The sequence below is a fragment of the Cupriavidus sp. BIC8F genome, from assembly GCF_032465815.1.
In the GTDB taxonomy this organism is placed as follows: Bacteria; Pseudomonadota; Gammaproteobacteria; order Burkholderiales; family Burkholderiaceae; genus Cupriavidus; species Cupriavidus necator.
In genome coordinates, this window is the sequence record NZ_CP136094.1 from 1555692 (window position 1) to 1581719 (window position 26028).

The 26028-nt window shown below is 67.7% G+C and carries 23 protein-coding genes, 1 pseudogene and 1 riboswitch; of the genes and pseudogenes, 13 read left to right on the forward strand and 11 right to left on the reverse strand.

Annotated features, from left to right (window positions below):
- Both metX and metW read left to right on the forward strand, forming a co-directional pair.
- Positions 1–1182, forward strand: coding sequence for a homoserine O-succinyltransferase MetX (metX, locus tag RS901_RS07280; protein WP_316152428.1), 1182 nt, complete (start codon positions 1–3; stop codon positions 1180–1182).
- Positions 1179–1790 carry a methionine biosynthesis protein MetW gene (gene metW, locus RS901_RS07285; RefSeq protein ID WP_010813300.1) on the forward strand — a complete coding sequence of 204 codons (612 nt, stop codon included), beginning with the start codon at positions 1179–1181 and terminating at the stop codon, positions 1788–1790. The genes metX and metW overlap by 4 nt, the downstream gene beginning before the upstream one ends.
- Positions 1791–1800: 10 nt before the next feature.
- Here the strand turns inward: metW and RS901_RS07290 are convergent, their stop codons facing one another.
- Entirely contained in the window at positions 1801–2229 is a 429-nt protein-coding gene (locus tag RS901_RS07290) for a VOC family protein (RefSeq protein ID WP_316152430.1), read from the reverse strand.
- A 66-nt stretch (positions 2230–2295) separates the two neighbouring features.
- Here RS901_RS07290 and RS901_RS07295 point away from each other — a divergent pair, with 66 nt between their 5' ends.
- On the forward strand, positions 2296–2886 hold the full coding sequence (locus tag RS901_RS07295; protein ID WP_316152431.1) for a TetR/AcrR family transcriptional regulator: 591 nt from the start codon (positions 2296–2298) through the stop codon (positions 2884–2886).
- On the opposite strand, the gene RS901_RS07300 is transcribed toward RS901_RS07295, so the two are convergent.
- The gene (locus RS901_RS07300; RefSeq protein ID WP_316152432.1) at positions 2887–3801 is read right to left on the reverse strand and encodes a LysR family transcriptional regulator; all 915 of its coding nucleotides are present in this window, start codon (positions 3799–3801) and stop codon (positions 2887–2889) included.
- A 110-nt stretch (positions 3802–3911) separates the two neighbouring features.
- Between RS901_RS07300 and RS901_RS07305 the strand changes: the two genes are divergently transcribed.
- Together RS901_RS07305 and RS901_RS07310 are read left to right on the forward strand one after the other, a co-directional pair.
- Positions 3912–4799, forward strand: coding sequence for a DMT family transporter (locus RS901_RS07305; RefSeq protein WP_316152434.1), 888 nt, complete (start codon positions 3912–3914; stop codon positions 4797–4799).
- A 124-nt stretch (positions 4800–4923) separates the two neighbouring features.
- The gene (locus RS901_RS07310) at positions 4924–5772 is read left to right on the forward strand and encodes a thioesterase family protein (RefSeq protein WP_316152435.1); all 849 of its coding nucleotides are present in this window, start codon (positions 4924–4926) and stop codon (positions 5770–5772) included.
- Between the two features lie 7 nt (positions 5773–5779).
- Here the strand turns inward: RS901_RS07310 and RS901_RS07315 are convergent, their stop codons facing one another.
- Complete coding sequence (locus RS901_RS07315; RefSeq protein ID WP_316152437.1) at positions 5780–7036, reverse strand: muropeptide transporter; 1257 nt, start codon at positions 7034–7036, stop codon at positions 5780–5782.
- 147 nt (positions 7037–7183) lie between these two features.
- Here RS901_RS07315 and RS901_RS07320 point away from each other — a divergent pair, with 147 nt between their 5' ends.
- Positions 7184–8146: a M48 family metallopeptidase gene (locus RS901_RS07320; RefSeq protein ID WP_316152438.1), complete on the forward strand. Its 963-nt coding sequence runs from the start codon at positions 7184–7186 to the stop codon at positions 8144–8146.
- A 70-nt stretch (positions 8147–8216) separates the two neighbouring features.
- Here the strand turns inward: RS901_RS07320 and argC are convergent, their stop codons facing one another.
- Complete coding sequence (gene argC, locus RS901_RS07325; protein ID WP_114131095.1) at positions 8217–9164, reverse strand: N-acetyl-gamma-glutamyl-phosphate reductase; 948 nt, start codon at positions 9162–9164, stop codon at positions 8217–8219.
- A 99-nt stretch (positions 9165–9263) separates the two neighbouring features.
- Between argC and RS901_RS07330 the strand changes: the two are divergent.
- A pseudogene (locus RS901_RS07330) lies at positions 9264–9380 on the forward strand (type II toxin-antitoxin system MqsA family antitoxin); the annotation flags it as partial.
- 9 nt (positions 9381–9389) lie between these two features.
- Here RS901_RS07330 and RS901_RS07335 read toward each other — a convergent pair.
- Positions 9390–10166 carry an exodeoxyribonuclease III gene (locus RS901_RS07335; protein WP_316152440.1) on the reverse strand — a complete coding sequence of 259 codons (777 nt, stop codon included), beginning with the start codon at positions 10164–10166 and terminating at the stop codon, positions 9390–9392.
- 27 nt (positions 10167–10193) lie between these two features.
- On the opposite strand from RS901_RS07335, the gene pyrE reads away from it, so the two are divergent.
- Entirely contained in the window at positions 10194–10880 is a 687-nt protein-coding gene (pyrE, locus tag RS901_RS07340) for an orotate phosphoribosyltransferase (protein WP_013955303.1), read from the forward strand.
- Positions 10881–10982: 102 nt separating this feature from the next.
- Positions 10983–12290 carry a patatin-like phospholipase family protein gene (locus tag RS901_RS07345; RefSeq protein ID WP_316152444.1) on the forward strand — a complete coding sequence of 436 codons (1308 nt, stop codon included), beginning with the start codon at positions 10983–10985 and terminating at the stop codon, positions 12288–12290.
- A 14-nt stretch (positions 12291–12304) separates the two neighbouring features.
- On the opposite strand, the gene RS901_RS07350 is transcribed toward RS901_RS07345, so the two are convergent.
- The 4 genes from RS901_RS07350 to RS901_RS07365 all read right to left on the reverse strand — a co-directional run bounded on the left by RS901_RS07350 (position 12305) and on the right by RS901_RS07365 (position 15926).
- On the reverse strand, positions 12305–13114 hold the full coding sequence (locus tag RS901_RS07350) for a polyphosphate kinase 2 family protein (protein WP_316152446.1): 810 nt from the start codon (positions 13112–13114) through the stop codon (positions 12305–12307).
- 107 nt (positions 13115–13221) lie between these two features.
- Positions 13222–14088, reverse strand: coding sequence for a diaminopimelate epimerase (gene dapF, locus RS901_RS07355; RefSeq protein ID WP_316152448.1), 867 nt, complete (start codon positions 14086–14088; stop codon positions 13222–13224).
- Between the two features lie 42 nt (positions 14089–14130).
- Positions 14131–15024, reverse strand: coding sequence for a lipid A biosynthesis lauroyl acyltransferase (locus RS901_RS07360; protein WP_316152450.1), 894 nt, complete (start codon positions 15022–15024; stop codon positions 14131–14133).
- Positions 15021–15926 carry a lysophospholipid acyltransferase family protein gene (locus RS901_RS07365; protein WP_316153413.1) on the reverse strand — a complete coding sequence of 302 codons (906 nt, stop codon included), beginning with the start codon at positions 15924–15926 and terminating at the stop codon, positions 15021–15023. Before RS901_RS07365 ends, RS901_RS07360 begins: the two co-directional genes overlap by 4 nt.
- A 330-nt stretch (positions 15927–16256) precedes the next feature.
- On the opposite strand from RS901_RS07365, the gene metK reads away from it, so the two are divergent.
- Together metK and RS901_RS07375 are read left to right on the forward strand one after the other, a co-directional pair.
- On the forward strand, positions 16257–17420 hold the full coding sequence (metK, locus tag RS901_RS07370; protein WP_114131137.1) for a methionine adenosyltransferase: 1164 nt from the start codon (positions 16257–16259) through the stop codon (positions 17418–17420).
- A 202-nt stretch (positions 17421–17622) separates the two neighbouring features.
- Positions 17623–18567, forward strand: coding sequence for a Kdo hydroxylase family protein (locus RS901_RS07375; protein ID WP_316152453.1), 945 nt, complete (start codon positions 17623–17625; stop codon positions 18565–18567).
- On the opposite strand, the gene RS901_RS07380 is transcribed toward RS901_RS07375, so the two are convergent.
- Entirely contained in the window at positions 18568–19971 is a 1404-nt protein-coding gene (locus tag RS901_RS07380) for a coniferyl aldehyde dehydrogenase (RefSeq protein WP_316152455.1), read from the reverse strand. It abuts the gene before it with no gap.
- Positions 19972–20286: 315 nt separating this feature from the next.
- Between RS901_RS07380 and RS901_RS07385 the strand changes: the two genes are divergently transcribed.
- Complete coding sequence (locus RS901_RS07385; RefSeq protein ID WP_316152457.1) at positions 20287–21966, forward strand: GMC family oxidoreductase; 1680 nt, start codon at positions 20287–20289, stop codon at positions 21964–21966.
- 4 nt (positions 21967–21970) lie between these two features.
- Here RS901_RS07385 and RS901_RS07390 read toward each other — a convergent pair whose 3' ends face one another.
- A complete protein-coding gene (locus RS901_RS07390) occupies positions 21971–23632 on the reverse strand; it encodes an acyl-CoA dehydrogenase family protein (RefSeq protein WP_316152459.1) in 1662 nt (553 codons plus the stop codon).
- Between the two features lie 198 nt (positions 23633–23830).
- Positions 23831–23932: riboswitch (TPP riboswitch) on the forward strand.
- A gap of 101 nt (positions 23933–24033) precedes the next feature.
- Here RS901_RS07390 and thiC point away from each other — a divergent pair.
- Positions 24034–25914 carry a phosphomethylpyrimidine synthase ThiC gene (thiC, locus tag RS901_RS07395; protein WP_316152462.1) on the forward strand — a complete coding sequence of 627 codons (1881 nt, stop codon included), beginning with the start codon at positions 24034–24036 and terminating at the stop codon, positions 25912–25914.
- Positions 25915–26028 lie beyond the last annotated feature (114 nt).

Here is a 26028-nt window from a genome sequence, read left to right on the forward strand (position 1 = left end):
ATGACTGATGTCGCCCTGCCGACCGCCGCGCCTGCCGCGTTCGACCCGCCGCCCGATTCGGTCGGCGTGGTTGCGCCGCAGCGCATGCACTTTGCCGAGCCGCTGAAGCTGCGCAACGGCTCGTCCATTGCCGGCTACGACCTGATGGTCGAAACCTATGGCACGCTCAATGCGGCCCGCTCCAACGCGGTGCTGGTCTGCCACGCGCTCAATGCCTCGCACCATGTGGCCGGCGTCTATGCCGAAGACCCGCGCGACGTGGGCTGGTGGGACAACATGGTCGGGCCCGGCAAGCCGCTCGATACCAATCGCTTCTTCGTCATCGGCGTCAACAACCTGGGTTCGTGCTTCGGCTCGACCGGGCCGATGAGCCTCAACCCGGCCACCGGCGCGCCCTACGGCGCGGCGTTCCCGGTGGTGACGGTGGAAGACTGGGTCAATGCGCAGGCGCGCGTGGCCGACGCGTTCGGCATCACGCAGTTCGCCGCGGTGATGGGCGGCAGCCTGGGCGGCATGCAGGCGGTGGCCTGGAGCCTGATGTACCCGGACCGGCTGCGCCACTGCATCGTGGTCGCGTCCACGCCCAAGCTGTCGGCGCAGAACATCGCCTTTAACGAGGTCGCGCGCAGCGCGATCCTGTCCGATCCCGATTTTCACGGCGGCAACTACTACGCGCATGGCGTCAAGCCCAAGCGCGGCCTGCGCGTGGCGCGCATGATCGGCCATATCACCTACCTGTCGGACGAGGACATGGCCGAGAAATTCGGCCGTGAGCTGAAGACCGACGACATCCGCTTCTCCTTCGATGTCGAATTCCAGGTGGAGAGCTACCTGCGCTACCAGGGCGACAAGTTCGCCGAGTACTTCGACGCCAACACCTACCTGTTGATCACGCGTGCGCTCGACTACTTCGACCCGGCGCTGGCCTTCGGCGGCGACCTGACGCGCGCGATGGCGCAGACCCAGGCGAGCTTTCTGGTGGCGAGCTTCGGCACCGACTGGCGCTTTGCGCCCAGCCGCAGCCGCGAGCTGGTCAAGGCGCTGCTGGACAACAAGCGCCCGGTCTCGTACGCCGAGATCGACGCGCCGCACGGCCACGATGCCTTCCTGCTCGACGACCCGCGCTATCACGACCTGATGCGCGCCTATTACGACCGCATCGCAGAGGAGATCGGCGCATGAACGCCCTGGCCAATCCCAATATCCTGGCGCTGCGCCCTGACTTCCGCGCGATCGCGCGCTGGATCGAACCACATTCCACCGTGCTTGACCTGGGCTGCGGCGACGGCAGCCTGCTGCGCGTGCTGCAGGACGAGCTCGACGTGCAGGCCTACGGCATCGAGATCCGCGATGAAGGCGTGCTGGCGTGCGCGCAGAAGGGCGTGCATGTCATCCAGCAGAATCTGGAAGGGGGCCTGGCGCTGTTCGAGGACAAGAGCTTCGACACCGTGATCCTGTCGCAGACGCTGCAGACCATCCACAACACCGCGCAGGTGCTGCGCGACACGCTGCGGGTGGGGCGCGAGTGCATCGTGTCGTTCCCGAACTTCGGCTACTGGCCGCACAGGCTGTCGGTGTTCCGCGGCCGCATGCCGGTGTCGGAATCGCTGCCCTACCAGTGGTACAACACGCCCAACGTGCGCGTGCTGACCATCAGCGACTTCGAAGCGCTGGCGCCCAAGGTAGGCCTGCGCGTGATCGACCGCGTGGTGATGCACGAGGGCGTGACCGTCAACTGGGGCGGCAACTGGCGCGGCAGCCTGGCGGTGTACCGGGTCTGCGCGGCCTGAGCCAGGCACATCAGCCGGGCGGCGCGCCCGCTTCGTACTGCGCGGCATACTCCCCCGACGGCGGAATCGGCTTGATGACATCGATCAGCACGCCGTTCGGGTCGGCGGTAATGAAATGCCGCTGCCCGAAGGCCTCGTCGCGCAGCGGCAGTAGGATCGGCAGCCCGGCCGCCTGCAGGCGGTCATGGACCGCATCCGGGTCTTCCACCTCGAAGTTCAGCAGCAATCCCCTGGCGCACTGGCCGCGGGCCGGGGCGGGGATGGTCTCGTGGCTGCCGTCCAGCACCGCGAGGTTGACCGACGGATCATCAGCCAGTTGCAGGTGCACGTACCAGTCGCTGGTGAACAATGCCACAAAGCCGAAATGACGCTGGTAGAACGCGGCCGTGCCGGCAACCTCGCCGGTCATGATGACGGGGTAGTAGCTGGTGACTTTCATGAATTCCTCCTCTGTCGTTCAGATACATGCAGCCTGTATTTAAATTGATATTAAGATACAGGCTGCATGTATGCAAGGAGGCAATGCGTGGCCCGATCCAACCGCGAACGTACCGAAGCAACCCGACAGGCGCTGCTCGATGCCGCGCGCGCGCTGTTTGTCAGCCGCGGCTATGGGGACACCTCCACCCCTGACGTCTGCGCCGCCGCCGGCATCACGCGAGGCGCGCTGTATCACCATTTCGCCGACAAGCGTGACCTGTTCCGACACGTGCTGGCGGAGGAGGCTGCTGCCGTGGCGGCCGATATTGAAGCCGCGGCGCCCGTAGGGCTGGATGCCGCGGACGCCCTGATCGCCGGGGCGCAGGCCTACCTGGATGCGATGACGGTGCCGGGCCGCACGCGCCTGCTGCTGGTGGAAGGGCCGGCGGTGCAGGGGCTGCGCGAAACGCTGGCGCTGGACGACGCCAACGCCGCCCGCACGCTGCGCGAGGGGCTGAAGGCCGCGGGCGTGGATCCGCAGGGTGACGTGGCGCCGCTGCTGTCGGCGGCGTTCGACCGTGCCGCGCTGGAGATCGAGGCCGGGGCCGATGCCGCGCGCGTGCGCGGCGCGATGCTGTGGCTGCTGCGCCGGGTCCTGGGCCGGTCGGCGCGGTGATCAGCGCGGCGCGTCGCCGGCGGTGCCGGCCAGGTGATCGACAAAGGCGCGCACCTTGGGCGGTACATGCCGCGTGGGCGTGTAGACCGCGTAGGCCGTCCCGATATAGGGCTCGAGGATGTCCCAGTCGGCCAGCACGGTGACGACCCGGCCCTGGTCCAGCGCATCGCCCAATGAGAAGTCCGGCACCAGCCCGATGCCGGCATCGCGCTCCACCATGCTCAAGATCGCCAGGCTGTTGTTCAGCGTCAGGCGCGGCGGGATGCGCACCTCCACTTTCTCGCCGCCGGCCTGGTGGCGCATGGTCCAGCGCTCGCCGAAGTTGCCGTAGCCCAGGTACAGGCAGCGTGCGGCGAGCAGGTCGGCGGGCGTGGCCGGCGTGCCGTGACGGGCCAGGTAGCCGGGCGAGGCCACCAGCCGGTAGCGCACCTCGCGCAGCGGGCGCGCGGCCAGCCCGGGCGCCAGTTCGCGCGCGATGCGTACGGCCACGTCCATCCCTTCTTCGACCAGGTCGACCATGCGGTCGGCCAGCGTCAGCTGCAGGTCCAGCCCCGGGTATCTGGCCAGCAGCGCCGGCAGCCGCGGCGCCAGCCAGGCCTGCCCGAACGAGACCGGCGCGCTCACGCGCAGCACGCCGTGGGGCGTGCCGCCGTGCTCGCCGGCGAGCGCGGTGACCTCGCGCGCGGCGGCGGTCATGCGGGCGCAGGCGGCGTAGACCGACTGGCCCAGCTCAGTCAGCGCAAAGGCACGCGTGGTCCGCTGCAGCAGGCTGGCACCGAGCGTGGCTTCCAGGCGGGAGACATGCCGGCTGACCGCCGATGGGGTCATGCCCAGGTCAAGCGCGGCGGCCGAGAAGCTGCCGCACTCGACCACGCGTGCAAACACGGCCATCGCATTAAGTGGCATATCCGGCATTATGCGTCCCCATCCTTTGACTTCAGATCAAATACTAATTGAGCGACGACGTGATTGTTGAGCAGATTGCATGGTGGAACAATGCGGACATTGTCTGACCGGAGTCCGTCATGCCCTCCCAACAACCCTTGCCAGGCGGCGCCTGGCGCATGGTCGCGGCCATGCTGCTGTCTGGCACCATTGGCTGGTTCGTGGTCACCAGCGGCCAACCGCCGCTCGATGTGGTCTTTTTCCGCTGCCTGTTCGGCGGCGCTGCGCTGCTGGGCGCGCTGACGCTGCAGCGCGGTTGGGTGCGGATGACCCGTGCGCAGCTTGGCTGGCTGGTGCTGGGCGGCGTCACGCTGGTGCTCAACTGGCTGGCGCTGTTCTCAGCGTATGCGTACAGCGGCATCGCCATTGCCACGGTGGTCTACCACACTCAGCCGTTCTTCCTGCTGATGCTGATCTCGGTGATCCAGCGCGAGCCGTTCCCGTTCGCGCGGCTGCCATGGCTGGTGCTGGCCTTTGCCGGGGTGATGCTGATCACCGGGCTGGAGCATGGCGCCACTGGCACTGCGATGCTGGCCGGCATTGGCCTGGGCCTGCTGGCCGCACTGCTGTATGCGGTGACGACCCTGGCCACGCGCCGGCTGCAGGCCATCCCGCCAGGCCAGATTGCCGGCTTGCAGATGGTGCTGGGAGTGCTGATGCTGGCACCGCTGGCGCATCCTGCGGCGGGCAGCTATGGCACCGGCACCTGGGCCGCGCTGCTGGCGCTGGGGCTGGTGCATACGGGCGTGATGTACACGCTACTGTATGGCGCCTTCCAGCGCCTTACCGTGGTGTCGATCGCCACGCTGTCCTTCATCTATCCGCTGGTGGCGATCGTGATCGACGTGATGGTGTTCGGCGTGGTGCTGGGGCCGCTGCAGATCGCCGGCATGGCGCTGGTGCTGCTGGGCGTGGTCGCCAACCAGCTGGGCTGGAGCCTGCCGCTGCGGCGGCGGGCGCAAGGCTGATGCGGGCGCCACGGTGCCAGCGGCTGGAGGAATGCCGTCTTGACCCGAACGCTGACTACGGTTAGTGTAGGCAGATGATCGAACGATCGTGCTATTCCCTGCGAGTCACCAACCCACACCAGCCATGTCCACTGCGCCCCAGACCCAGGCGGCCACTGCCGCCAGCCCGCTCCATCCCTTTGACGACGCGCTGGCGCTGGAGCCGGCCGACGAGCACCGCTTCCTGGGCCGCACCACGCCCGAGTACTGGAACATGATCGGCCCGTTCGGCGGCATCACTGCCGCCACGCTGCTGCAGGCGGCGCTGGACCATCCGCAGCGCCTGGGCGACCCGGTCTCGCTGACGGTCAACTTTGCCGGGCCGATCGCCGAGGGCCCGTTCGAGATCGAGGCGCGCCCGGTGCGCACCAACCGCTCGACCCAGCACTGGACGCTGGAGCTGCGCCAGGGTGATGCCGTGGCCACCACCGCCACCGCCATGTTTGCGGTGCGCCGCGAGACCTGGGCCTGCGGCGAGGCGTTGATGCCGGAGGTGCCAGCGGCCGACACCCTCCCGGCCATGAGCGGGTTTGCGCCGGTGCGCTGGCTCAAGTCCTACGACATGCGTCCGGTGCGCGGCGCCAAGCCGGCCACCGAGGCCGGCACCGAGCACCCGGACAGCCTGACGCAGTTCTGGCTGCGCGACGCGCCGGCTCGTACGCCGGACTTTGCCGCGGTGGCGGCCTGGGCCGACAGCTTCTACCCGCGCATCTTCCTCAAGCGGGCGGGCTTCGTGCCGGCCGGCACGGTGTCGATGACCACCTATTTCCATGCCGATGCCGACACGCTGGCCGCGCTGGGCGACAGCCACGTGCTGGCCAGCGCGCAGGCGCAGGTGTTCAGGCAGGGCTTCTTCGACCAGCGCGCGCAGCTATGGAGCGCGGGCGGCGAGCTGATCGCCAGCTCGCACCAGATCGTCTACTACAAGGAGTAAGGCAGGCTCAGGCGATCGCTTCGCGCGCCTGGGCCTCGTAGCGGTGCACGGTGTGGCGCATGGCCCAGAGCAGCATCACGCCGGGCAGCGCCACCACCACGGTGCCCAGGTAGAACGGCGCCCAGCCCCAGGCCTCGACCATATAGCCCGAGGAGGGCCCCACATAGACCCGGCCCACCGACGCCAGCGCCGACAGCAGCGCGTACTGGGTGGCCGAGAACGAGCGGTTGCACAGCGTCATCAGCAGCGCCACGAAGGCCGCCGTGCCCATGCCGCCGCACAGGTTCTCGACCGCAATGGCCGTCCCCATGGTCCACAGGTGCGGCGGCGTCACCGCCAGGATCCAGTAGCCCAGGTTCGACACCGCCTGCAGCACGCCGAACAGCATCAGCGAGCGGTACAGGCCCAGGCGCACCATCAGGGTGCCGCCGAACAGCGCGCCGATGATGGTGGCGGCCAGCCCCAGGGTCTTGTTGACGATGCCCACCTCGCCCGCCGAGAAGCCGACGCCGCGGATCAGGAAGGTGGTCGACAGGCTGCCGGCAAAGGCGTCGCCGAGCTTGTACAACACGATCAGCAGCAGCCACCACGCGCCCTGGCGGCCAAAGAAGTCGCGCAGCGGCCCTACCACCGCCTCTTCCAGCGAGCGCGGCGCGCGCGCGGGCACGTCCGGTTCCGGTGCCCACAGCAGCGTGACGATGCCCACGCCCATCAGTGCCGCCATCAGCACGTAGGTCTGCTGCCAGCCCAGCACGCGGTCGGCCAGCCACAACGCCAGGCCGCCCGAGACCAGCATCGCCAGCCGGTAGCCCAGCACTTTCACCGCGGCGCCGGCGCCGCGCTCGGGCGGGCGCAGCACGTCGGTGCTGTAGGCGTCGAAGACGATGTCCTGCGACGCCGACAGGAAGGCCACCAGCGTGGCCAGCGCCGCCAGCATCCACAGCGCCTCGCGCGGCGGGCAGAAGGCCATGCCGGTGATGCCCAGCACCAGCCCCAGCTGCGTCACCAGCAGCCAGCCGCGCCGGCGCCCCAGCAGCGGCGGCGTGTAGCGGTCCATCAGCGGCGCCCACAGGAACTTGAAGATATAGGCCTGGCCCACCAGCGAGAAGAAGCCGATGGTCTTGATATCCAGCCCCTCGACCGTCATCCATGCCTGCAAGGTGCCGGAGGTCAGCGCCAGCGGCAGCCCGGAGGCGAAGCCCAGCGCCAGCATGGCGCCGATGCGGCGGTTGCGGAAGATATCGAGATAGGTCTGGAAGGTCATGAACGGGCCGGCGTGAAGCGCCGCGCGGCTGTGCGGGCGCCGTGTATTATTGCATCACCTGTTTGCCTGCCCGCCACATGCGGCACGGCATCGTTGCCGCGCACCGATCCGCCTGCCTGGTCTTCCACTGCGTCCGAGGAACCGCAAATGCTCCGCCGCCTGCAAGGTGTTCAGCGTCCCACCCGTGACAGGCTGGTCCGCGCGCTGGCGCTGGCCGCGGTGGCGGCGCCCATGGCCTGGTGCCTGCCCGCCCAGGCGCAGGACAGCGAGCCTGGCGGCATCCGGCTGGACCGCAGCGGCTCGGCCGTGCGCAAGATCGTGCCGGTCGAGGCCATCGAGCAGCAGGCCGCGCAGGAATACGAGCAGCTCAAGCAGGAAGCCATCGCCAAGCATGCACTGGCCGCCGCCGACAACCCGCAACTGGTGCGCCTGCGCACGATCGGCAAGCGGCTGCTGCCGCAGACCGCACGCTGGAACGAGCGCGCGCGGCAGTGGCAGTGGGAGATCAACCTGATCGGCTCCAGGCAGGTCAATGCCTTCTGCATGCCGGGCGGCAAGATCGCCTTCTATACCGGGTTGCTCGACCAGCTCAAGCTGACCGACGACGAGATCGCCATGGCGATGGGCCACGAGATCGCCCACGCGCTGCAGGAGCATGCGCGCGAGCGCGCCGCCAAGTCCGAGATCACCAACCTCGGCGCCAACGTGATCTCGCAGCTGTTCGGCTTCGGCAACCTTGGCAATATGGCGCTGGGCACCGGCGCCCACCTGCTGACGCTGCGTTTCTCGCGCGCGGATGAGTCCGAGGCGGACCTGATCGGCATGGATATCGCCGCGCGCGCCGGCTACGACCCGCGCGCCGCGGTGTCGCTGTGGCAGAAGATGGGCAAGGTGAGCCAGTCCGGCACAGAGTTCCTGTCCACGCATCCGTCCGGGCGCAACCGCATCGCCGAGCTGGAGAAGCACCTGCCGGAGGTGCTGCCGCTCTATGCGCGCGCGAGCAATACCACGGTGGACAGGCTGCCGCCATACCGCGCCAATATGGCGGGCCTGGGCGGCGCGCCGGTGGACAGCGGCGACGACGACCGGCAGAAGCCGCTGCAGCGCTGAGCGGTCTGCCGCCGCCAATGAAAAAAGCCGGCAATGCCGGCTTTTTCCTCATTCAGGGCTTGCTGCCGCGTCAGGCGCGCAGCCCCGTGGCCTCGTCGGCGCCCACATGCACGTTCATGCATTGCACCGCCGCGCCGGCCGCACCCTTGCCCAGGTTGTCCAGGCGGGCCACCAGGTTCAGGCGCTCGGCGTTGCCGAACACGAACAGGTCGACCCGGTTGGTGTCGTTGTTGGCCTGCACGTCGAAGAAGCCGCCGTCGAGGTTGTCGGCGCTGTTGTACGGCATCACGCGCACGAACTGCTCGCCTTCATAGTGCTTGCGGTAGATCTCGACGATCTGCTCGGGGCTGACCTTGCGCGCCAGCCGGTCCGTGAACACCGGCACCGTCACCGCCAGGCCCTTCAGGAAGTTGCCGACGATCGGGTTGAAGACCGGCGCCTGCGCCAGGCCGGCCTGCACGCGCATCTCGGGCAGGTGCTTGTGTTCCAGGCCCAGCGCGTACGGGCGCGGGCTGTCCAGCTTCGGATTACCGCCGGCTTCAAACTCGGCAATCATCGACTTGCCGCCGCCGCTGTAGCCGGTCAGCGAGAACGCCGAAACCGGGTAGTCGGCCGGCAGCACACCGGCGTCCACCAGCGGACGCACTGCCAGCACGAAGGCGCTGGCGTGGCAGCCCGGCACCGCAATGCGCTTGCTGTCGCGGATCTTCTCGCGCTGGCCGCGCGCCAGCTCGGGCAGGCCATAGGCCCAGCTGTCGGTGGTGCGGAACGCCGTGCTGGCGTCGATCACGCAGGTGTTCGGGTTGGTCACCAGCGATACCGCCTCGCGCGAGGCCACATCGGGCAGGCACAGGAAGGCGACGTCGGCGGCGTTCAGGAATCGTGCTCGTTCGGCCGGATCCTTGCGCTTGTCATCGGCAATGCGCAGCAGTTCCACGTCGGAACGGCCGGAAAGATAGTCAAGCAGCCGGAGACCGGTGGTGCCTTCCTGACCATCGACGAACACTTTGAAAACCATGGCTGACTCACTCAATGAGGTGCGGGAAATGCGAAACGTCCCCTGCCGCATGCGATAGGGAACCTGCATTGTAGCGGGGATGGGGGCTGGTCGCTGTGTGTCAACGCGTTCTCGCGCTACGAGACCGGCCGGACCAAGCCGCCGCTGGCGTTGGTCAAGCTGCTGAAGCTGTTTGACCGCCACCCGGAACTGCTTGAAGAGATCCGGGCGGCGTAAGCGCCATGCTCAGAGCGGGAAGTTGTAGTCGATCGACAGCGGCGCGTGATCGCTGAACTTCTCGTCCTTGTAGATCGAGCACAGGTGCGCGGTATCGGCGATCTTCGGCGTGGCCAGGTGGTAGTCGATGCGCCACCCCACGTTCTTGGCGTACGCCTGGCCGCGGTTGCTCCACCAGGTGTACTGGTCGGGGCGCGGGTCCAGCTTGCGGAACACGTCGACATAGCCGTGGGTGTCGAACAACTCGCCGATCCAGGCCCGCTCTTCTGGCAAAAAGCCTGAGTTCTTCAGGTTGCCCTTCCAGTTCTTGATGTCGATTTCCTTGTGCGCAATGTTGACGTCACCGCACAGCACGATCTCGCGCCCGCTTGCCTTCAGTTGCAGCAGGTGCGGCAGGAAGGCCTCCATGAAGCGGAACTTGGCCTGCTGGCGCTCCTCGCCGCTTGAGCCGGACGGCACGTACACCGAAATCACCGCCAGGTGCGGATACTGCACTTCCACATAGCGGCCTTCGTTGTCGAACTCGGGAATGCCGAAGCCGGTGATCACGCGCTCAGGCTGATGGCGCGTGTAGAGGCCCACGCCGCTGTAGCCCTTTTTCTCGGCGTAATGGAAATAGCCATGGTAGCCATGTGGCGCAAGGAACGCTTCCGTCATGTCGGCGGCCTGCGCTTTCAGTTCCTGCACGCAGACCATGTCTGCCTCCTGCTTGCCCATCCAGTCGAAAAAGCCCTTCTTCGACGCGGAGCGGATGCCGTTGAGGTTGGCGCTGATAATCCGTAACATTCGGGGAAATTTTGAATTCAGAGAGAAATGATGACGCAGCAGAAACCGCCCGCGGGTGCCGATCTCAGCCAGACCTTTATCCGCTTTGCGCTCGATGCGGGCGTGCTGTCGTTTGGCGAGTTCGTCACCAAGGCCGGCCGCAAATCGCCTTACTTCTTCAACGCCGGCCTGTTCAACCAGGGCGCGATGCTGGGCCAGGTGGCGCAATTCTATGCCAAAACGCTGCTGGCCTCGGGCGTGCAGTTCGACGTGCTGTTCGGGCCGGCCTACAAGGGCATCACGTTGGCGTCGGCCACGGCGGTGGCGCTGGCGGGCATGGGACGTGACGTCGGCTTCGCCTACAACCGCAAGGAAGCCAAGGACCACGGCGAAGGCGGCACGCTGGTCGGGGCCAAGCTGCAGGGCAAGGTGGTCATCATCGACGACGTGATTTCCGCCGGCACCTCGGTGCGCGAATCGGTGAACATGATCCGCGCTGCCGGCGCCGAGCCGGCAGCGGTGCTGATCGCACTGGACCGCATGGAAAAGAGCGGTACCGCCGAGCAGGTCGGCACCCATTCCGCCGTGCAGGACGTGCAGCGCGAATTCGGCATCCCGGTGATCGCGATCGCCAGCCTGAAGGATCTGCTGGCGTACCTGGATGCGTCGCAGGACCCGGCGCTGGGGGCTTCGCGCGAGGCCGTGGCGGCCTATCGTCAGCGCTACGGCGTCTGAAACCGTTGATGACAACGGGGCGCTGCCAGCCAGCGCCCTCATTCCGCACGTTCGGCGCACAGCGGACGGACGGCTGACTTTCAGACTGGGAGGGAGCGCGGCGTGGCGGCAAAAGAGCGGCAGGAACGGGCAGGGCGGCAGGCGGCAACGCCATCCACAACAGCGGAATCAGCCGGCAATGGCGAGTCGCTGGCCGAGCGCGGCGCGCAAGTGCAGCCGCGCAAGCCGGTGCGCCAGGCTGCCAAGGCCCCGCACCGGCCGGCGCACGAGGCCTATGCGGTGCGCGCGCTGGTGCTGCAGGGCGGCGGCGCGCTAGGCGCCTACCAGGCCGGCGTGTACCAGGGCCTTGCCGAGGGCGGGATCTATCCGAACTGGGTTGCCGGCATTTCCATCGGTGCGCTCAACGCCGCCATCATCGCCGGCAATCCGCCCCAGCGCCGCGTGGAACAGCTGCGCGCCTTCTGGGAGTACATCTGCGCGCAGCCGTGGCTGCCCAGCCTGTCGCACACCTGGTTCGCCGACCATGCCGAAGGCTGGCCCGAGCCGATGCGGATCTGGTTCGATGGCCTGCATGCGGCGCGTGCCATGCTGGAAGGCCAGCGTGGCTTCTTCCAGCCGCGCAGCTGGCCGGAGCTGGTGTCGCGCTACTCGGACCCGAGCCATGCCAGCTTCTACGACACCACGCCGCTGAAGGCGACGCTCGAGCGCTTTGCCGACTTCGACCTGATCAACCACCGCCCCGACCTGATGCGCGTCTCGGTGGGGGCGGTCAATGTGCGCACCGGCAATTTCGCCTACTTCGACAATACCCGCGACAAGCTCTGCCCCGAGCATTTCATGGCCTCGGGCGCGCTGCCGCCGGGCTTTCCGGCGGTGGAGATCGGGGGCGAGTACTACTGGGATGGCGGGCTGGTATCGAACACACCGCTGGCCGAGGTGCTGACCGCGCAGCCGCGGCGCGACGCGCTGATCTTCCAGGTCGACCTCTGGAGCGCGCGCGGCAAGCTGCCGCACGACCTGGTCGACGTGGCCGAGCGCCAGAAGGACATCCAGTATTCCAGCCGCACGCGGGCCATTACCGACTACATGCGCGAGCAGCAGAACCTGCGCCGCATGCTCAACGAGGTGATGGCGCTGGTGCCGCCGTCAAAGCGCGACAACGCCTGGTACCGCCGCGCGGCGGAGCAGGCCTGCGACGCGCGCCGCAACGTGATCCAGCTGATCTACCGCGACAAGTCGTTCGAGAACCTGGCCAAGGATTACCAGTTCGGCGCGCTCACCATGCATGAGCACTGGACCAGCGGGCTGGACGATATCCGCCAGACCCTGCGCCACCCGCAATGGCTGGCAATGCCCAGCCGCGAGCACCCCTTCGTCACGCACGACGTGCACCGCGGCAACGGTGGCTGAGGCGGCCGGGCGGCTCAGTCGACCTTGATCTTGGCCAGTTCCGGCCGGGCCGGCGGGTAGGCCGGCTTGAGGTCCTCGAAGACCTTGGTCAGGATCTCCGCCACCATCAGGTTGCGGTGTGTCTTGGAGTCGGCCGGCACCACGTACCACGGGCATTCGGGCGTGCTGGTCGCCATGATGGCGGCCTCGTAGGCGTCCATGTAGGCCTTCCAGTGCTTGCGCTCGGCGAGGTCGTTGGTGTCGAACTTCCAGTGTTTCTCCGGGTCCGCCAGGCGCGCTTCGAGCCGTGCCTTCTGCTCGTCGCAGGATATATGCAGGAAGCACTTGACGATGGTAGTGCCGGTCTCGGTCAGCATCGACTCGAAGTCCCGGATCTGGCGGAAGCGCCGCTCGCACTCGGCGGCGTCGATCCAGTCGTGCACGCGCGTGATCAGCACGTCTTCATAGTGGCTGCGATTGAAGACCACGATCTCGCCAGTCTTCGGCACCTGCAGGTGGATACGCCACAGATAGTCGCGCGCCAGTTCCTCCGGCGACGGGGCCTTGAAGCTCACCACGCGGATGCCCAGCGGATCGAAGCTGCGGAACACGCCGCGCACGGTGCCGTCCTTGCCGCTGGTATCCATGCCCTGCAGTACCACCAGCAGCTTGCGCCGGTGCTCGGCGTAGAAGATGTCCTGCTGTGCGTCGAGGGCGTTGCTCAGCTCGATGATGCGGGCAAGGTCTTCGTCTTTCTTGCCGCACGACAGCGGCTTGCTGCCCGGGTCGAAGTCGGCAAGGCGAAAACGCTTGCCAGAGGTGATGCGGAAATCGTCCAGCGGCATGGGCGCTCCATCGGTCTGACCAGCAAGATCAAGGGAATGGGCGCCCCGGCCGGGGCTCCGCGGCAAGGAATGCGGGGCGTGTGGAAAGGGGCGCACAGCCCCTATGGTCAGGCCGGCAGGGCTGCCAGGTCAATGCTGCCTTCAAACACGGTGGTGGCCGGGCCAGTCATGCGTACCGGTTCCGCACCGCCGTCCCAGGCAATGGTCAGTTCGCCGCCATGGGTATGCACCCGCACCGGCGAGTCCAGCAGGCCGCGCCGGATTCCGGCCACCACGGCCGCGCAGGCGCCGGTGCCGCAGGCCAGGGTTTCGCCGGCACCGCGCTCATAGACACGCAGGCGGATGCTGTGGCGGTCCTGCACCTGCATGAAACCGGCATTGACACGGTTGGGGAAGGCGGCATGGTGCTCCACCACCGGGCCGTCCTGCAGCACCGGGAAGTTCTCCACGTCGTCCACCACCTGCACCGCGTGCGGATTGCCCATCGATACCGCCGAGATCCATCCGGTGCGGCCGTTGACCTCCAGGCCGTACAGCGTGTCCGCGCCTTCCGCGCGGGTGGGCAGGTCTTCGGCACGGAACGGCACGCGCGCCGGTTCCAGTTCGGGCGCACCCATGTCCACCGTGACCTGGCCGTCGTCCTGCAGCGTCAGGGTAATGACGCCGTTCATCACCTCCACGCGCACCGAGCGCTTGTCGGTCATGCCCTTGTCGGTGACAAAGCGCACAAAGCAGCGCGCGCCGTTGCCGCAGTGCTCCACCTCGCTGCCATCGGCATTGACGATGCGGTAGCGGAAGTCGACATCGGGGCGGGACGGCTTTTCAACGATCAGGATCTGGTCCGCGCCCACGCCGAAATGCCGGCTGGCCAGCGCACGCCATTGCGCCGGGGTCAGGTCGATCTGCTGGTGGATGCCGTCGAGCACGACAAAGTCATTGCCCGCGCCGTGCATCTTGGTGAACTGGAGTTTCATGGTGGGGATTGTAGCTGCGCGGCGCCGGACGTGCCGGCGCGCTCAGTAGATCTCGGGCTCGCCCGGCAGGCGGTGCTTGAAGCGCTTGTGCACCCAGTAGTACTCGGGCACGCGCGGGCGGATGCAGTCCTCGAAGAAGGCATTCATGCGGCGCGTGTCGTCGGTGACGCTTGCGCCGGGGTAGTCTTCCCAGGGCGGCAGGATGCGCAGCACATAGCCCTGGTAATCGGGCAGCATCTCGGTGTAGATCGGCACCACCTTGGCCCCGGTCAGGCGTGCCAGCCGCGACACCGAGGTCAGTGTCAGCGCCTGCACGCCGAAGAACGGCACGAACTCCGAGTCGCGCTCGCCAAAATCCATGTCGGCGATCAGCTGCAGCGCCTCGCCCTTCTTCAGGCAGCGCAGGATGTCGCGCGCGCTGTCGTTGCGCGAGATCATGTTGGCGCCGAAGCGCCCGCGCGCGTGCTTCAGGAAGTGGTCGAACAGGTCGTTCTTCTGCCTGGTATAGAGCGATGCGCCGGAGCGGCCGAGATGCTCGCGCAGGTGGATGGTGAGCCGGATCGCGCCGGCTTCCACGCCCGACAGGTGCAGCGTGACCAGGATATGCGGGGTGCCATCCAGCGCCACCAGGTCGGCCTGGTCGTCGATCCGCACCCAGCGGCGCATCTGCGCTTCACTGCCGGTCCAGAAGATGCCGCGCTCGGCAAAGCTGCGGAACAGGATGCGGAAGCTCTGGCGCGCAAGCTCGTCGATCCCGGCCTCGGTCTGGTCAGGGAAGCACAGCCGCAGGTTGGCCTGCACCACGCGGCGCCGCTCGCTCGGCACCAGGTAGAGCAGGCTTCCCAGCGCCTCGCCGAAGCGCGCGACGAACGGATATGGCAGCTTGCCCAGCACCGTCAACAAGCCGATGCCAAGCCACGTGAACACACGGCTCATGAAATCGATTGATCAGCGGCCGGCTCGGTGTCGTTGCCCGGGGTGCCCGACGCGTCCGGGGTGCCCGCTCCGGCGGGTTGCTTGTAGCGGTTGTAAGCCCACAGGTACTGCGTGGGGCACAGGCCTACCAGTTCCTCGATGGTCCGGTTGATGACCGTGGCAGCGGCGGCAGGATCGTCCGGCAGCATGCCGCCGTCGTTGATCACGCGCAGGTGGCCGCGATAGCCGGCGCCGCGCGGCAGGCGCTCGGCAAAGACCGCCACCACCGGCGCGCCGGTCAGCTGCTGCAGCCGGTGCACCAGCGCCATCGTATAGGCGGGCTTGCCGAAGAACGGCGCCCAGTTGCCCTCGCCGCCGCTGGGCACCTGGTCGGGCAGGATGCCCACCGCCTGGCCGCGCTTGAGTGCCTTGACCAGCATGCGCACCCCGCGCGGCGTGGCCGGCGCCATGTGCATGTCGGGGCGGGTGCGCATTTTTTCGATCCAGTCGCGCAGCCAGGGCTGGTGCGGCGGCTTGAACAGCGCGGTGACCGGGCGCTGCAGTGCGTGGGACTGCGGCAGCACTTCAAAGCAGCCCAGGTGCGGGGTCAGGATGATGATGCCCTTGCCGCGCGCCTGCAGCTTGCCCAGCTCGGGCCACAGGTAGTCGTCAAAGCCATACAGCTTCGCGCCGATCTTGCTGCGGCTCCAGAAGTAGGGCATCTCGATGATCATGCGTCCGGCCGAACGGGCCGCTTCGTCGATCATCGCCTCGGTGGCGTCGGGAAACGCCTGGCGGAAGTTCTCCCGCAGGCGCTGGCCGTAGCGGCCGGGCAGGCGTGCGCTCAGCAGTCCGAGCGCGCCGCCCGTGGCTTGCAGCAGCCGCAGGGGAAAACGGGAGATCAGCCAGAATAAAAAGGTCATCAGGCGCGAAAAGCAGGTCTGCTGCGGGTCCGTGCCGGGGAACAGACGGGCAGGCAGCGTTTTTTCTATGGCGGTATTCAGTTCCGCGCGCAGCGTGCCGTCATCGGGATTCATATGGGCACGGTGTCCGGCTGGTTGGCCGGGTGCCGTGCTGTACCGTTGGCGCGCTGCAACGAGCCCGGCAGGCGCGTATAATAGCGTGTATCGCCGAGTTAACTGACAACTTGCGGGGCGATGCGGCTCTGACCGGGCTGCCTGAAATACCGCTAAAGCGTCGCCGCCACGAACCGCACGGGCTGGCACGCAATAGCCAACCTGGAGAATAAGTTCGTGGCAAACGACTTCCTTTTTACTTCGGAATCCGTCTCCGAAGGCCATCCCGACAAGGTCGCCGACCAGATTTCCGACGCCGTCCTGGACGCCATCCTGGCCCAGGACAAGTACGCGCGTGTGGCAGCTGAGACGCTTTGCAACACCGGTCTGGTGGTGCTGGCTGGGGAAATCACCACGACCGCCAACGTCGACTATATCCAGATCGCGCGCGACACCATCAAGCGCATCGGCTACGACAATACCGAGTACGGGATCGACTACAAGGGCTGCGCGGTGCTGGTCGCCTATGACAAGCAATCGCCCGACATCGCCCAGGGCGTTGACCGCGCTTCCGACGACTACCTCAACCAGGGTGCCGGCGACCAGGGCCTGATGTTCGGCTACGCCTGCGACGAGACCCCGGAACTGATGCCGTTCCCGATCTACTACGCCCACCGCCTGGTCGAGCGCCAGTCGCTGCTGCGCCGCGACGGCCGCCTGCCCTGGCTGCGCCCGGACGCCAAGTCGCAGGTCACGGTGCGCTATGTCGACGGCAAGCCGCACAGCGTGGATACCGTGGTGCTGTCGACCCAGCATTCGCCCGACATCGCCCAGGCCCAGATCCGCGAAGCCGTGATCGAGGACATCATCAAGGCGGTGCTGCCGGCTGAGATGCTCAAGGAAACCAAGTACCTGGTGAACCCGACCGGGCGCTTCGTCATCGGCGGCCCGCAGGGCGACTGCGGCCTGACCGGGCGCAAGATCATCGTCGATACCTACGGCGGCGCCTCGCCCCACGGTGGCGGCGCGTTCTCGGGCAAGGACCCGTCCAAGGTCGACCGCTCGGCCGCCTACGCCGCGCGCTACGTGGCCAAGAACGTGGTGGCCTCGGGCCTGGCGCGCCAGTGCCAGGTGCAGGTCAGCTATGCCATCGGCGTGGCCCGCCCGATCAACGTCACGGTCTACACCGAAGGCACCGGCAAGATCCCCGACGCCAAGATCGCCGAGCTGGTGCAGGAACACTTCGACCTGCGCCCGAAGGGCATCGTGCAGATGCTGGACCTGCTGCGTCCGATCTACGAGAAGACCGCCGCCTACGGCCACTTCGGCCGCGAAGAGCCGGAATTCTCGTGGGAAGCCACCGACAAGGCGGCTGCCCTGCGCGCCGCGGCCGGCCTGTAAGCGCCACCCGCGCCAGCAGCACTGACGGCAAGCCCCGCCGGCCCGCAAGGGCCCGCGGGGTTTTTTTACGCGGACTTGATCCTGGTCCAGTCGCCGCGTGACGCCGGCGCCACCGCAAGCGGCAGGGAGTAAAATCCCGCCATCCCCAGCCGCCACGCCGGCGGCCGACCCCAAACACTGGTGACCGTCTCCAGAGGATGCCATGTCCGAAGCGCCTGTCCTTGCCCCCTCGACTTCAACCCAGCCGCCCGCCGCCGCCGGCCAGCTCAACCTGATCCGCCCGCGGCCGTATACCGACTGGGCGCCGCAGGTCACGGCCGAGGAACGCGCCACGCTGCGCCGCGAGCTGGAGCAGGGCGCCGTGCTGTACTTCCCGAACCTGAATTTCCGTTTCCAGCCGGGCGAAGAACGCTTCCTGGACAGCCGCTATTCCGACGGCAAGTCCAAGAACATCAACCTGCGCGCCGACGACACCGCGGTGCGCGGCGCCCAGGGCAGCCCGCAGGACCTGGCGGACCTGTACACGCTGATCCGCCGCTACGCCGACAACAGCGAATTGCTGGTGCGCACGCTGTTCCCGGAATACATCCCGCACATGACGCGCGCCGGCACGTCGCTGCGGCCCAGCGAGATCGCCGGGCGCCCGGTCAGCTGGCGCAAGGACGACACCCGCCTGCACGTGGACTCGTTCCCGTCCAACCCGATGCTGGGCAAGCGTCTGTTGCGCGTGTTCCACAATATCGACCCGGCCGCGGCGCGCGTGTGGCGCGTGGGCGAGCCGTTCGGCGATTTTGCGCAGAAGTTCGTGCCCAAGACCCATGGCATGTGGCCGGGGCAGGCGGCGCTGATGAAGCTGCTGCATATCACCAAGCGCAAGCGCTCTGAATACGACCACCGCATGCTGCAGCTGCATGACCTGGCCAAGGCCGACCTGGATTACCAGGCCAAGGTGCCGCAGCAGGAATTCCACTTCCCGCCGGGTTCCACCTGGATCGTCTTCAGCGACCAGCTGCTGCACGCCGCCATGCGCGGACGGGCGATGATGGAGCAGACCATCTACCTGGCGCCGCAGGCGATTTCCGACCACACCCACTCGCCCGAGGCGGTGCTGTCGCGCATGCTCGGGCGGCCGATGCTGGTGTCCTGATCAACGCAAAAGCAGGCGCAACATGGTTTCGAAGGTCTTGCCGTAAGGCGGCTTGAGCAGGCCGGCGCCGTTCAGGCCGGCCTGGTGGAACACCGGCTTCACCTTGGAGAAGGTGTCGAAGCCCGCCTGGCCGTGATAGGCGCCCATGCCGCTGGCGCCGACCCCGCCGAAGGGCAGGCCGTCCTGGGCGATATGGAACAGCGTGTCGTTGACGGTGACGCCGCCGGCAACGGTCTGCTTCATCACATGGCCGATGGCGCCGCGGTCGCGCTCGAACAGGTACAGCGCCAGCGGGCGCGGGCGCGCATTGATGTAGTCCACCGCCTCGTCCAGGGTGCGGTACGTCACCACGGGCAGCACCGGCCCGAAGATCTCCTCGCGCATCGCCGTGACGCCTTCGGGTACATCCAGCAGCAGCACCGGCGGCAGGCGCCGCGCCTGCGCGTCCGGCTGCGCATCGGACAGCGGCACCACGGTCGCCCCTTGCGCCGCGGCTTCCTCCATCAGCGCCGCCAGGCGCGCGAAGTGGCGCGGGCTGATGATGCTGGTGTAGTCCCCGTTGCGCGCCAGGTCCGGATAGAGCCGGCCCACGCACTGGCGTGCCGCCTCCACCAGCTGCCCGCGCAGGTCTTCCGGCACCAGCACGTAGTCTGGCGCGATGCAGGTCTGGCCCGCGTTCATCAGCTTGCCCACCAGGATGCGCTCCACCGCACGTGGCAGGTCGGCGCCGGCGCCGATAATCGCCGGCGATTTGCCGCCGAGTTCCAGCGTCACCGGCGTCAGGTTGGCGGCCGCCGCGCGCATCACATGGTGGCCGACCGCGGTCGAACCGGTGAACAGCAGGTGGTCGAAGGGCAGCGCGGTAAAGGCGCTCGCCACCTCGGCATCGCCGTTGACCACCACGATCTCGTCCGGCGCAAAGTGCTGCGGCACCAGTTGCGCGAACAAGGCCGCAAAGCGCGGCGTGTATTCCGACAGCTTCACCATGGCGCGGTTGCCCGCCGCCAGTGCGCCGGCCAGCGGCCCCACCGTCAAGTACAGCGGATAGTTCCAGGGCACCACGATGCCCACCACCCCCAGCGGCTGCGGCACCAGCCGCGAGCGGCCCGGGCGGAACCAGAAGCCGGTGGCGGCGCGGCGCACGCGCATCCAGCGCTTGCCGTGGCGCAGCGCGTCGTCGATGCCGCCCAGGCTCGGGAATACCTCCAGCAGCGCGGTTTCCTGCCGCGGCCGGTTGGTGAAGTCCGCGTGGATGGCGGCGGCAATGGCAGCCTCGTTCCCTGTCACCAGCCGGCGCAGGCGCCGCAGGCGGTCGGCGCGCACGGTCCAGGCGGGCAGCTGGTCGCGCCTGGACGCGACGTGCATGGCGCCAAAGACGGCCGACAGGTCGGGGACTTCTCGCATTGCTGCGCTCCTGGGCAAGGGACGTGCGGGGAAAGGGGAAGCGGATCGCGGCGGGTGGCGGTGCAGCGGTCCGCGTGTTCCCGCGCACGATAAGGCAGCGTGCCAGCCATGGCAATGGAAGTTTCCTACCAGAAGGGCAATTCAAACGCCCGTCTGCGCAGCGCCGGCGGCCCGCGCCACCGGGCTTCTCCACCGTCCGGGCTAGCGCCTACACTGAATCTCACAGCTTGCCATCCGCTGGACGGACAGGGCGCGCACGCACTGGCGCGGCCCGGCTCACGCACGCGCGCCGCCTGCGGACTCGCGGGGAGACAGATGGAAACCACCTTTGACTACGTCATCGTCGGCGCGGGCTCGGCGGGCTGTGCGCTGGCGGGGCGGCTTGCCGACAGCGGCGACGACACCATTGCCCTGGTCGAGGCCGGGCACCACGATCACCATGTGCTGGTACGCACACCCGCGGCGCTTGCCGCGCTGCTGCCGCGCGCGGGGGCACGCAACTACGGCTATGAAACCGTGCCGCAGCCGGGCCTGAACGGCCGCCGCGGCTACCAGCCGCGCGGGCGCGGGCTGGGCGGTAGTTCCTCGATCAACGCCATGATCTACACGCGCGGCCGTGCCGCCGACTATGACGCGTGGGCCGCCGCCGGCTGCGACGGCTGGTCGTGGGACGACGTGCTGCCGTACTTCCGGCGCGCCGAGTGCAACGAGCGCCTGGCCGGCAGCGACGACGACCCGCTGCACGGCGGCAACGGCCCGTTGCACGTGAGCGACCTGCGCACCCCCAACCCCTTTGCCGAACGCTTCATTGAGGCCGCGCAGCAGACGGGCTTCCCGCGCAACGACGATTTCAACGGCGAAGAACAGGAGGGCGTGGGCTGGTACCAGGTCACGCAGCACGCGGGCGAACGCTGGAACGCGGCGCGTGCCTACCTGCACGGTGGCAACAAGCGCGACCGGGCCTGCAACGGCGGCCGCGCGCACCTGCAGGTGCTGACCGATACGCAGGCGCTGCGCATCGTTTTTGAAGGCCGCCATGCGGCCGGGGTGCAGGTGGTGCGCGAGGGCCGCCGGCAACTGCTGCGCGCGCGCCGCGACGTGATCGTGTGCGCGGGCACATTCGGCTCGCCGCAGCTGCTGATGGTGTCGGGCGTCGGCCCCGCCGCGCACTTGCGCGAACACGGCATCGCCGTCGTGCATGACCTGCCTGGCGTGGGCGCCAACCTGCAGGACCATCTCGACATCGTGCTGCACAAGCGCGTGGCCGTGCCTGAATTGTTCGGCGTGTCGTTCGGCGGCGTGGCGCGGCTGGTGTCTGAAATGCTGCGCTACCGGCGCGAGCGCACCGGCATGATGTCAAGCAACTTCGCCGAGGCAGGCGGCTTCCTGCGCAGCCGCCCGGATCTGCCCGAGCCCGACCTGCAGCTGCATTTCGTGGTCGGCATGGCGGATGACCACATGCGCCGGCTGAACTTCGGCCACGGCTATTCCTGCCATGTCTGCGTGCTGCGCCCGCGCAGCCGCGGCGAGGTGCGGCTGGCCTCGCACGATATCCGGCGCGCGCCGCTGATCGACCCGCAATACCTGAGCGATGCGCGCGACCTGGACGACATGGTGGCTGGCGTGCGCATCGTGCGCAGCATCTTTGCGCAGCCGCAGCTGGCCGGCTTCGGCGGGCGCGAACTATATTCCGCCGGCCTGCGTGCCGATGGCAGCGACGACGCTGCCGTGCGCGAGATGATCCGCGAGCATGCCGACACCATCTATCACCCGGTGGGCACCTGCCGCATGGGCATGGATGCGATGGCGGTGGTGGACCCGCAATTGCGCGTGCGCGGCGTCGAGGGCTTGCGCGTGGTCGATGCGTCGGTGATGCCGACCCTGGTCGGCGGCAACATCAATGCGCCCGCCATCATGATCGGCGAGCGCGCGCATGACCTGATCCGCTTTGCGCCGCGGGTGATGCTGCGGGTGCTGGAATCGATGGAGGCCTGAATCGTCAGCCTTCGAAGCCGCGCGAGAACACCCGCTTGAGCACATCGGCATCCGTATCCAGCGTGCCGAACACGCGCCCGTGCTGCCGTCCCAGCCGGCTGGCGACGAACAGCTCCGCATTCTCGGTATCGGCATGCGCCAGCATCAGCGCGGCCTGTGCGGTCAGCACCAGCCCCTGCGCAAAGCGGCGTGCATTGGCTTCCAGCAGTTCGGGGTTCTCGTGCAGCATGGCCTGCAGCGATGCCAGTTCCGCGCGTACCGCCGGATGGCCTCCGGCGCGGCGCGACAGGTCTTGCAGCAAGCGCGTGGCATCGTCGGGATTGCGCTGGATGGCGCGCAGCACGTCCAGGCACATGATGTTGCCCGAGCCTTCCCAGATCGAGTTGACCGGCGCCTCGCGGTACAGCCGCGCCATCGGGCCTTCTTCCACGTAGCCGTTGCCGCCCCAGACTTCCATGGCTTCGCCGGTGGCTTCCAGCGTGCGCTTGCAGACCCAGAACTTGGCCGCGGGGGTGACCACGCGCTTCCATGCCGCCGCGAGCGGATCATCGCCAGCGTGCTCGAAGGCGTGGCCCAGTTCCATCATCAGCAGCGTGGCCGCTTCGGATTCCAGCGCCAGGTCGGCCAGCACATTGCGCATCAGCGGCTGGTCGGCGAGCAGGCGCCCGAAGGCGCTGCGGTGGCGCGCATGGTGCAGCGCCTGCACATAGGCCGCGCGCAGGATCGCGGCGCTGCCGATCACGCAGTCGAGCCGCGTGCTGGTTGCCATCTCGATGATGGTCGGGATGCCGCGGCCTTCCTCGCCGATCAGGATGCCGGTGGCGTCGCGGAACTCCACCTCGCTGCTGGAATTGGAGCGGTTGCCGAGCTTGTCCTTGAGCCGCTGGATCAGCACCGCGTTCTTGCTGCCGTCGTCGCGAAAGCGCGGCACGAAGAAGCACGACAGCGGGCCGTCTTCGGCGCCCATGCGCGCGACCACCAGGTGCGCATCGCACATCGGCGCGGAGAAGAACCACTTGTGCCCGGTCAGCGCGTATTCCGCGCCGCGGCCTTCGCCGCGCACCGCGCGCGCCACGGTAGTGTTGGCGCGCACGTCCGAGCCGCCCTGCTTCTCGGTCATGCCCATGCCGATCAAGATCGCGCTCTTGCTGCGCCACGGCAGGTCGCGCGCATCGTGTTCGGTCGCATAGAGCCGCGGCTCCAGTTCGGCAAACAGTGCGGTTTCCTTGCGCAGCACCGGGATGCTGGCGAAGGTCATCGTGGGCGGGCACAGCGAGCCGGATTCCACCTGCGCCTGCAGGAAGTAGCCGGCGGTGCGCGCCACCCATGCGCCTGCGCGCGGCTGGGCGAAGGGCAGGGCCTGCAGCTGCTGGCTGCGCAGCAAGCCCAGCAGCGCGTGCCAGCTCGGGTGGAAATCCACGGCATCGATGCGCTCGCCGGTGCGGCTGTGCGTGTGCAGCTCGGGCGTGTGACGATTGGCATCGGCTGCCCATTGCTGGACTTCCGGCTCGCCCAGGCGCGCGCCGAACTGGCCCAGCGCCGCGGCATGCCAGCCGCCTCCTAGCCGATCCAGCGCGCCGCGCAGCGACGGGTCGGTGGCAAACAGGTTGTAGTGCGCGAGATCGGGCACCTGGTTGAATACGCGGTGGGTGGCAGCTTCAGTCATGGCGGCATGGAAGGTGGACGCGTCCTGCTTGCATGGTAGAGCACGTGACGCGCGTTTGAGTGCATTGTCATGCCCTTGCGTGGGATTCATGCGCTGCAGCATGCGTTATTTGATACCTGTGCGCACAGCTGTGGCACCACAAATGGAGGTCAATTGGCACTAGCGCCAGCGGGGGGCTTGTGCTTAAATTCACCCCGTTGGATGAAACAGGGGTGCCGTACGGATGGGCCGTGCGGCTGAGAGAGTCCCTTCGAACCCGATCCGGCTAGTACCGGCGTGGGAAGTTTCACAAGACCAAGTCTCCAGTCCCTCCGGGACTCGCCGCCCCAGGCCCCAGGCCCCAGGCAGCGCTCACAAGGCTCCTGGTTTCGTCCACCCCCGCAAGAGAGAGGACGACACCCATGGCCCGTACTGCCCCCGCTGCATCCTTCGAATCGCTCGAAAGCGACCTCGACCAGAAATTCGCCTATCCGGCTTCCAGCAAGACCTACCTGACCGGCAGCCGCCCGGATATCCGCGTACCGCTGCGCACCATCCTGCAAACCTCGACGCGCACCGACAAGGGCGAGATGTCCAATCCGCCGATCCCGGTGTACGACACCTCGGGCCCGTACAGCGACCCAGACGTGCATATCGACCTGAAGGCCGGCCTGCCGGCGCTGCGCGCCAAGTGGATCGATGAGCGCGGCGATACCGAAGTGCTCAAGGGCCTGTCGTCGGAATACGGCCGTGACCGTGCCAACGACCCCGCCACCGCGCACCTGCGCTTTGCTCAGCTGACCAACCCGCGCCGCGCCAAGGCCGGCGCCAACGTGTCGCAGATGCACTATGCGCGCCGCGGCATCATCACGCCGGAAATGGAATACGTGGCGCTGCGCGAATCGCTGAACCTGCAGGCGCTGTACGACAAGCCCGAATACAAGGCGCTGCTGCGCCAGCACCCCGGCAACGCGCTGGGCGCCGGCCTGCCGCTGCGTCCGGAAGACATCACGCCGGAATTCGTGCGCCAGGAAATCGCCTCGGGCCGCGCCATCATTCCCGCCAACATCAACCACACCGAGCTGGAGCCGATGGCGATCGGGCGCAATTTCCGCGTCAAGATCAACGGCAACCTGGGCAACTCGGCTGTGACCTCGTCGCTGGCCGAGGAAGTGGAAAAGATGGTGTGGTCGATCCGCTGGGGCGCCGACACCATCATGGACCTGTCCACCGGCAAGCACATCCACGAGACGCGCGAATGGATCCTGCGCAACTCGCCGGTGCCGATCGGCACGGTGCCGATCTACCAGGCGCTGGACAAGACCGGCGGCATTGCCGAGGACCTGACCTGGGAGATGTTCCGCGACACGCTGATCGAGCAGGCCGAGCAGGGCGTGGACTATTTCACCATCCACGCCGGCGTGCTGCTGCGCTATGTGCCGCTGACCGCCGACCGCGTCACGGGCATCGTCTCGCGCGGCGGTTCGATCATGGCCAAGTGGTGCCTGGCGCACCACAAGGAGAACTTCCTGTACACGCACTTCGATGAGATCTGCGAAATCATGAAGGCCTATGACGTGTCGTTCAGCCTCGGCGACGGCCTGCGTCCGGGCTGCATCGCGGACTCCAACGACGACGCCCAGTTCGGCGAGCTGCGCACGCTGGGCGAGCTCACCGCCAAGGCGTGGGAGCACGATGTGCAGGTGATGATCGAAGGCCCGGGCCACGTGCCGCTGCAGCGCATCCAGGCCAATATGGATGAAGAGCTGAAGCACTGCTATGAAGCGCCGTTCTACACGCTCGGACCACTGGTGACGGACATCGCCCCCGGCTACGACCACATCACCAGCGGCATCGGCGCGGCCAATATCGGCTGGATGGGCACCGCCATGCTGTGCTACGTCACGCCCAAGGAACACCTGGGCCTGCCGGACAAGGAAGACGTGCGCGAAGGCATCATCACCTACAAGATCGCGGCCCACGCTGCTGACCTTGCCAAGGGCTGGCCCGGCGCGCAGCTGCGCGACAACGCGCTGTCCAAGGCACGCTTCGAATTCCGCTGGGAAGACCAGTTCAACCTGGGCCTGGATCCGGAACGCGCGCGTTCGTACCACGACGCCACGCTGCCGGCCGAAGGCGCCAAGATCGCCCACTTCTGCTCGATGTGCGGGCCGAAGTTCTGCTCGATGAAGATCACGCAGGAAGTGCGCGACTACGCGGCGTCGCTGCCCAAGGAAGCGAAGCAGGGCATGGAAGAAAAGTCGATCGAGTTCCTGAAGAAGGGCAGCAAGATCTACTCGTGATGCCGTGACAGGCAGTACGGGCATGGCGTCGCAACCCATGCCCGCGCATGATCCGCCGCCGCGCAGCGCCCCGCGCGGCGGCACCGACAACAAGGAGGCCGGACGCGGCCGCAT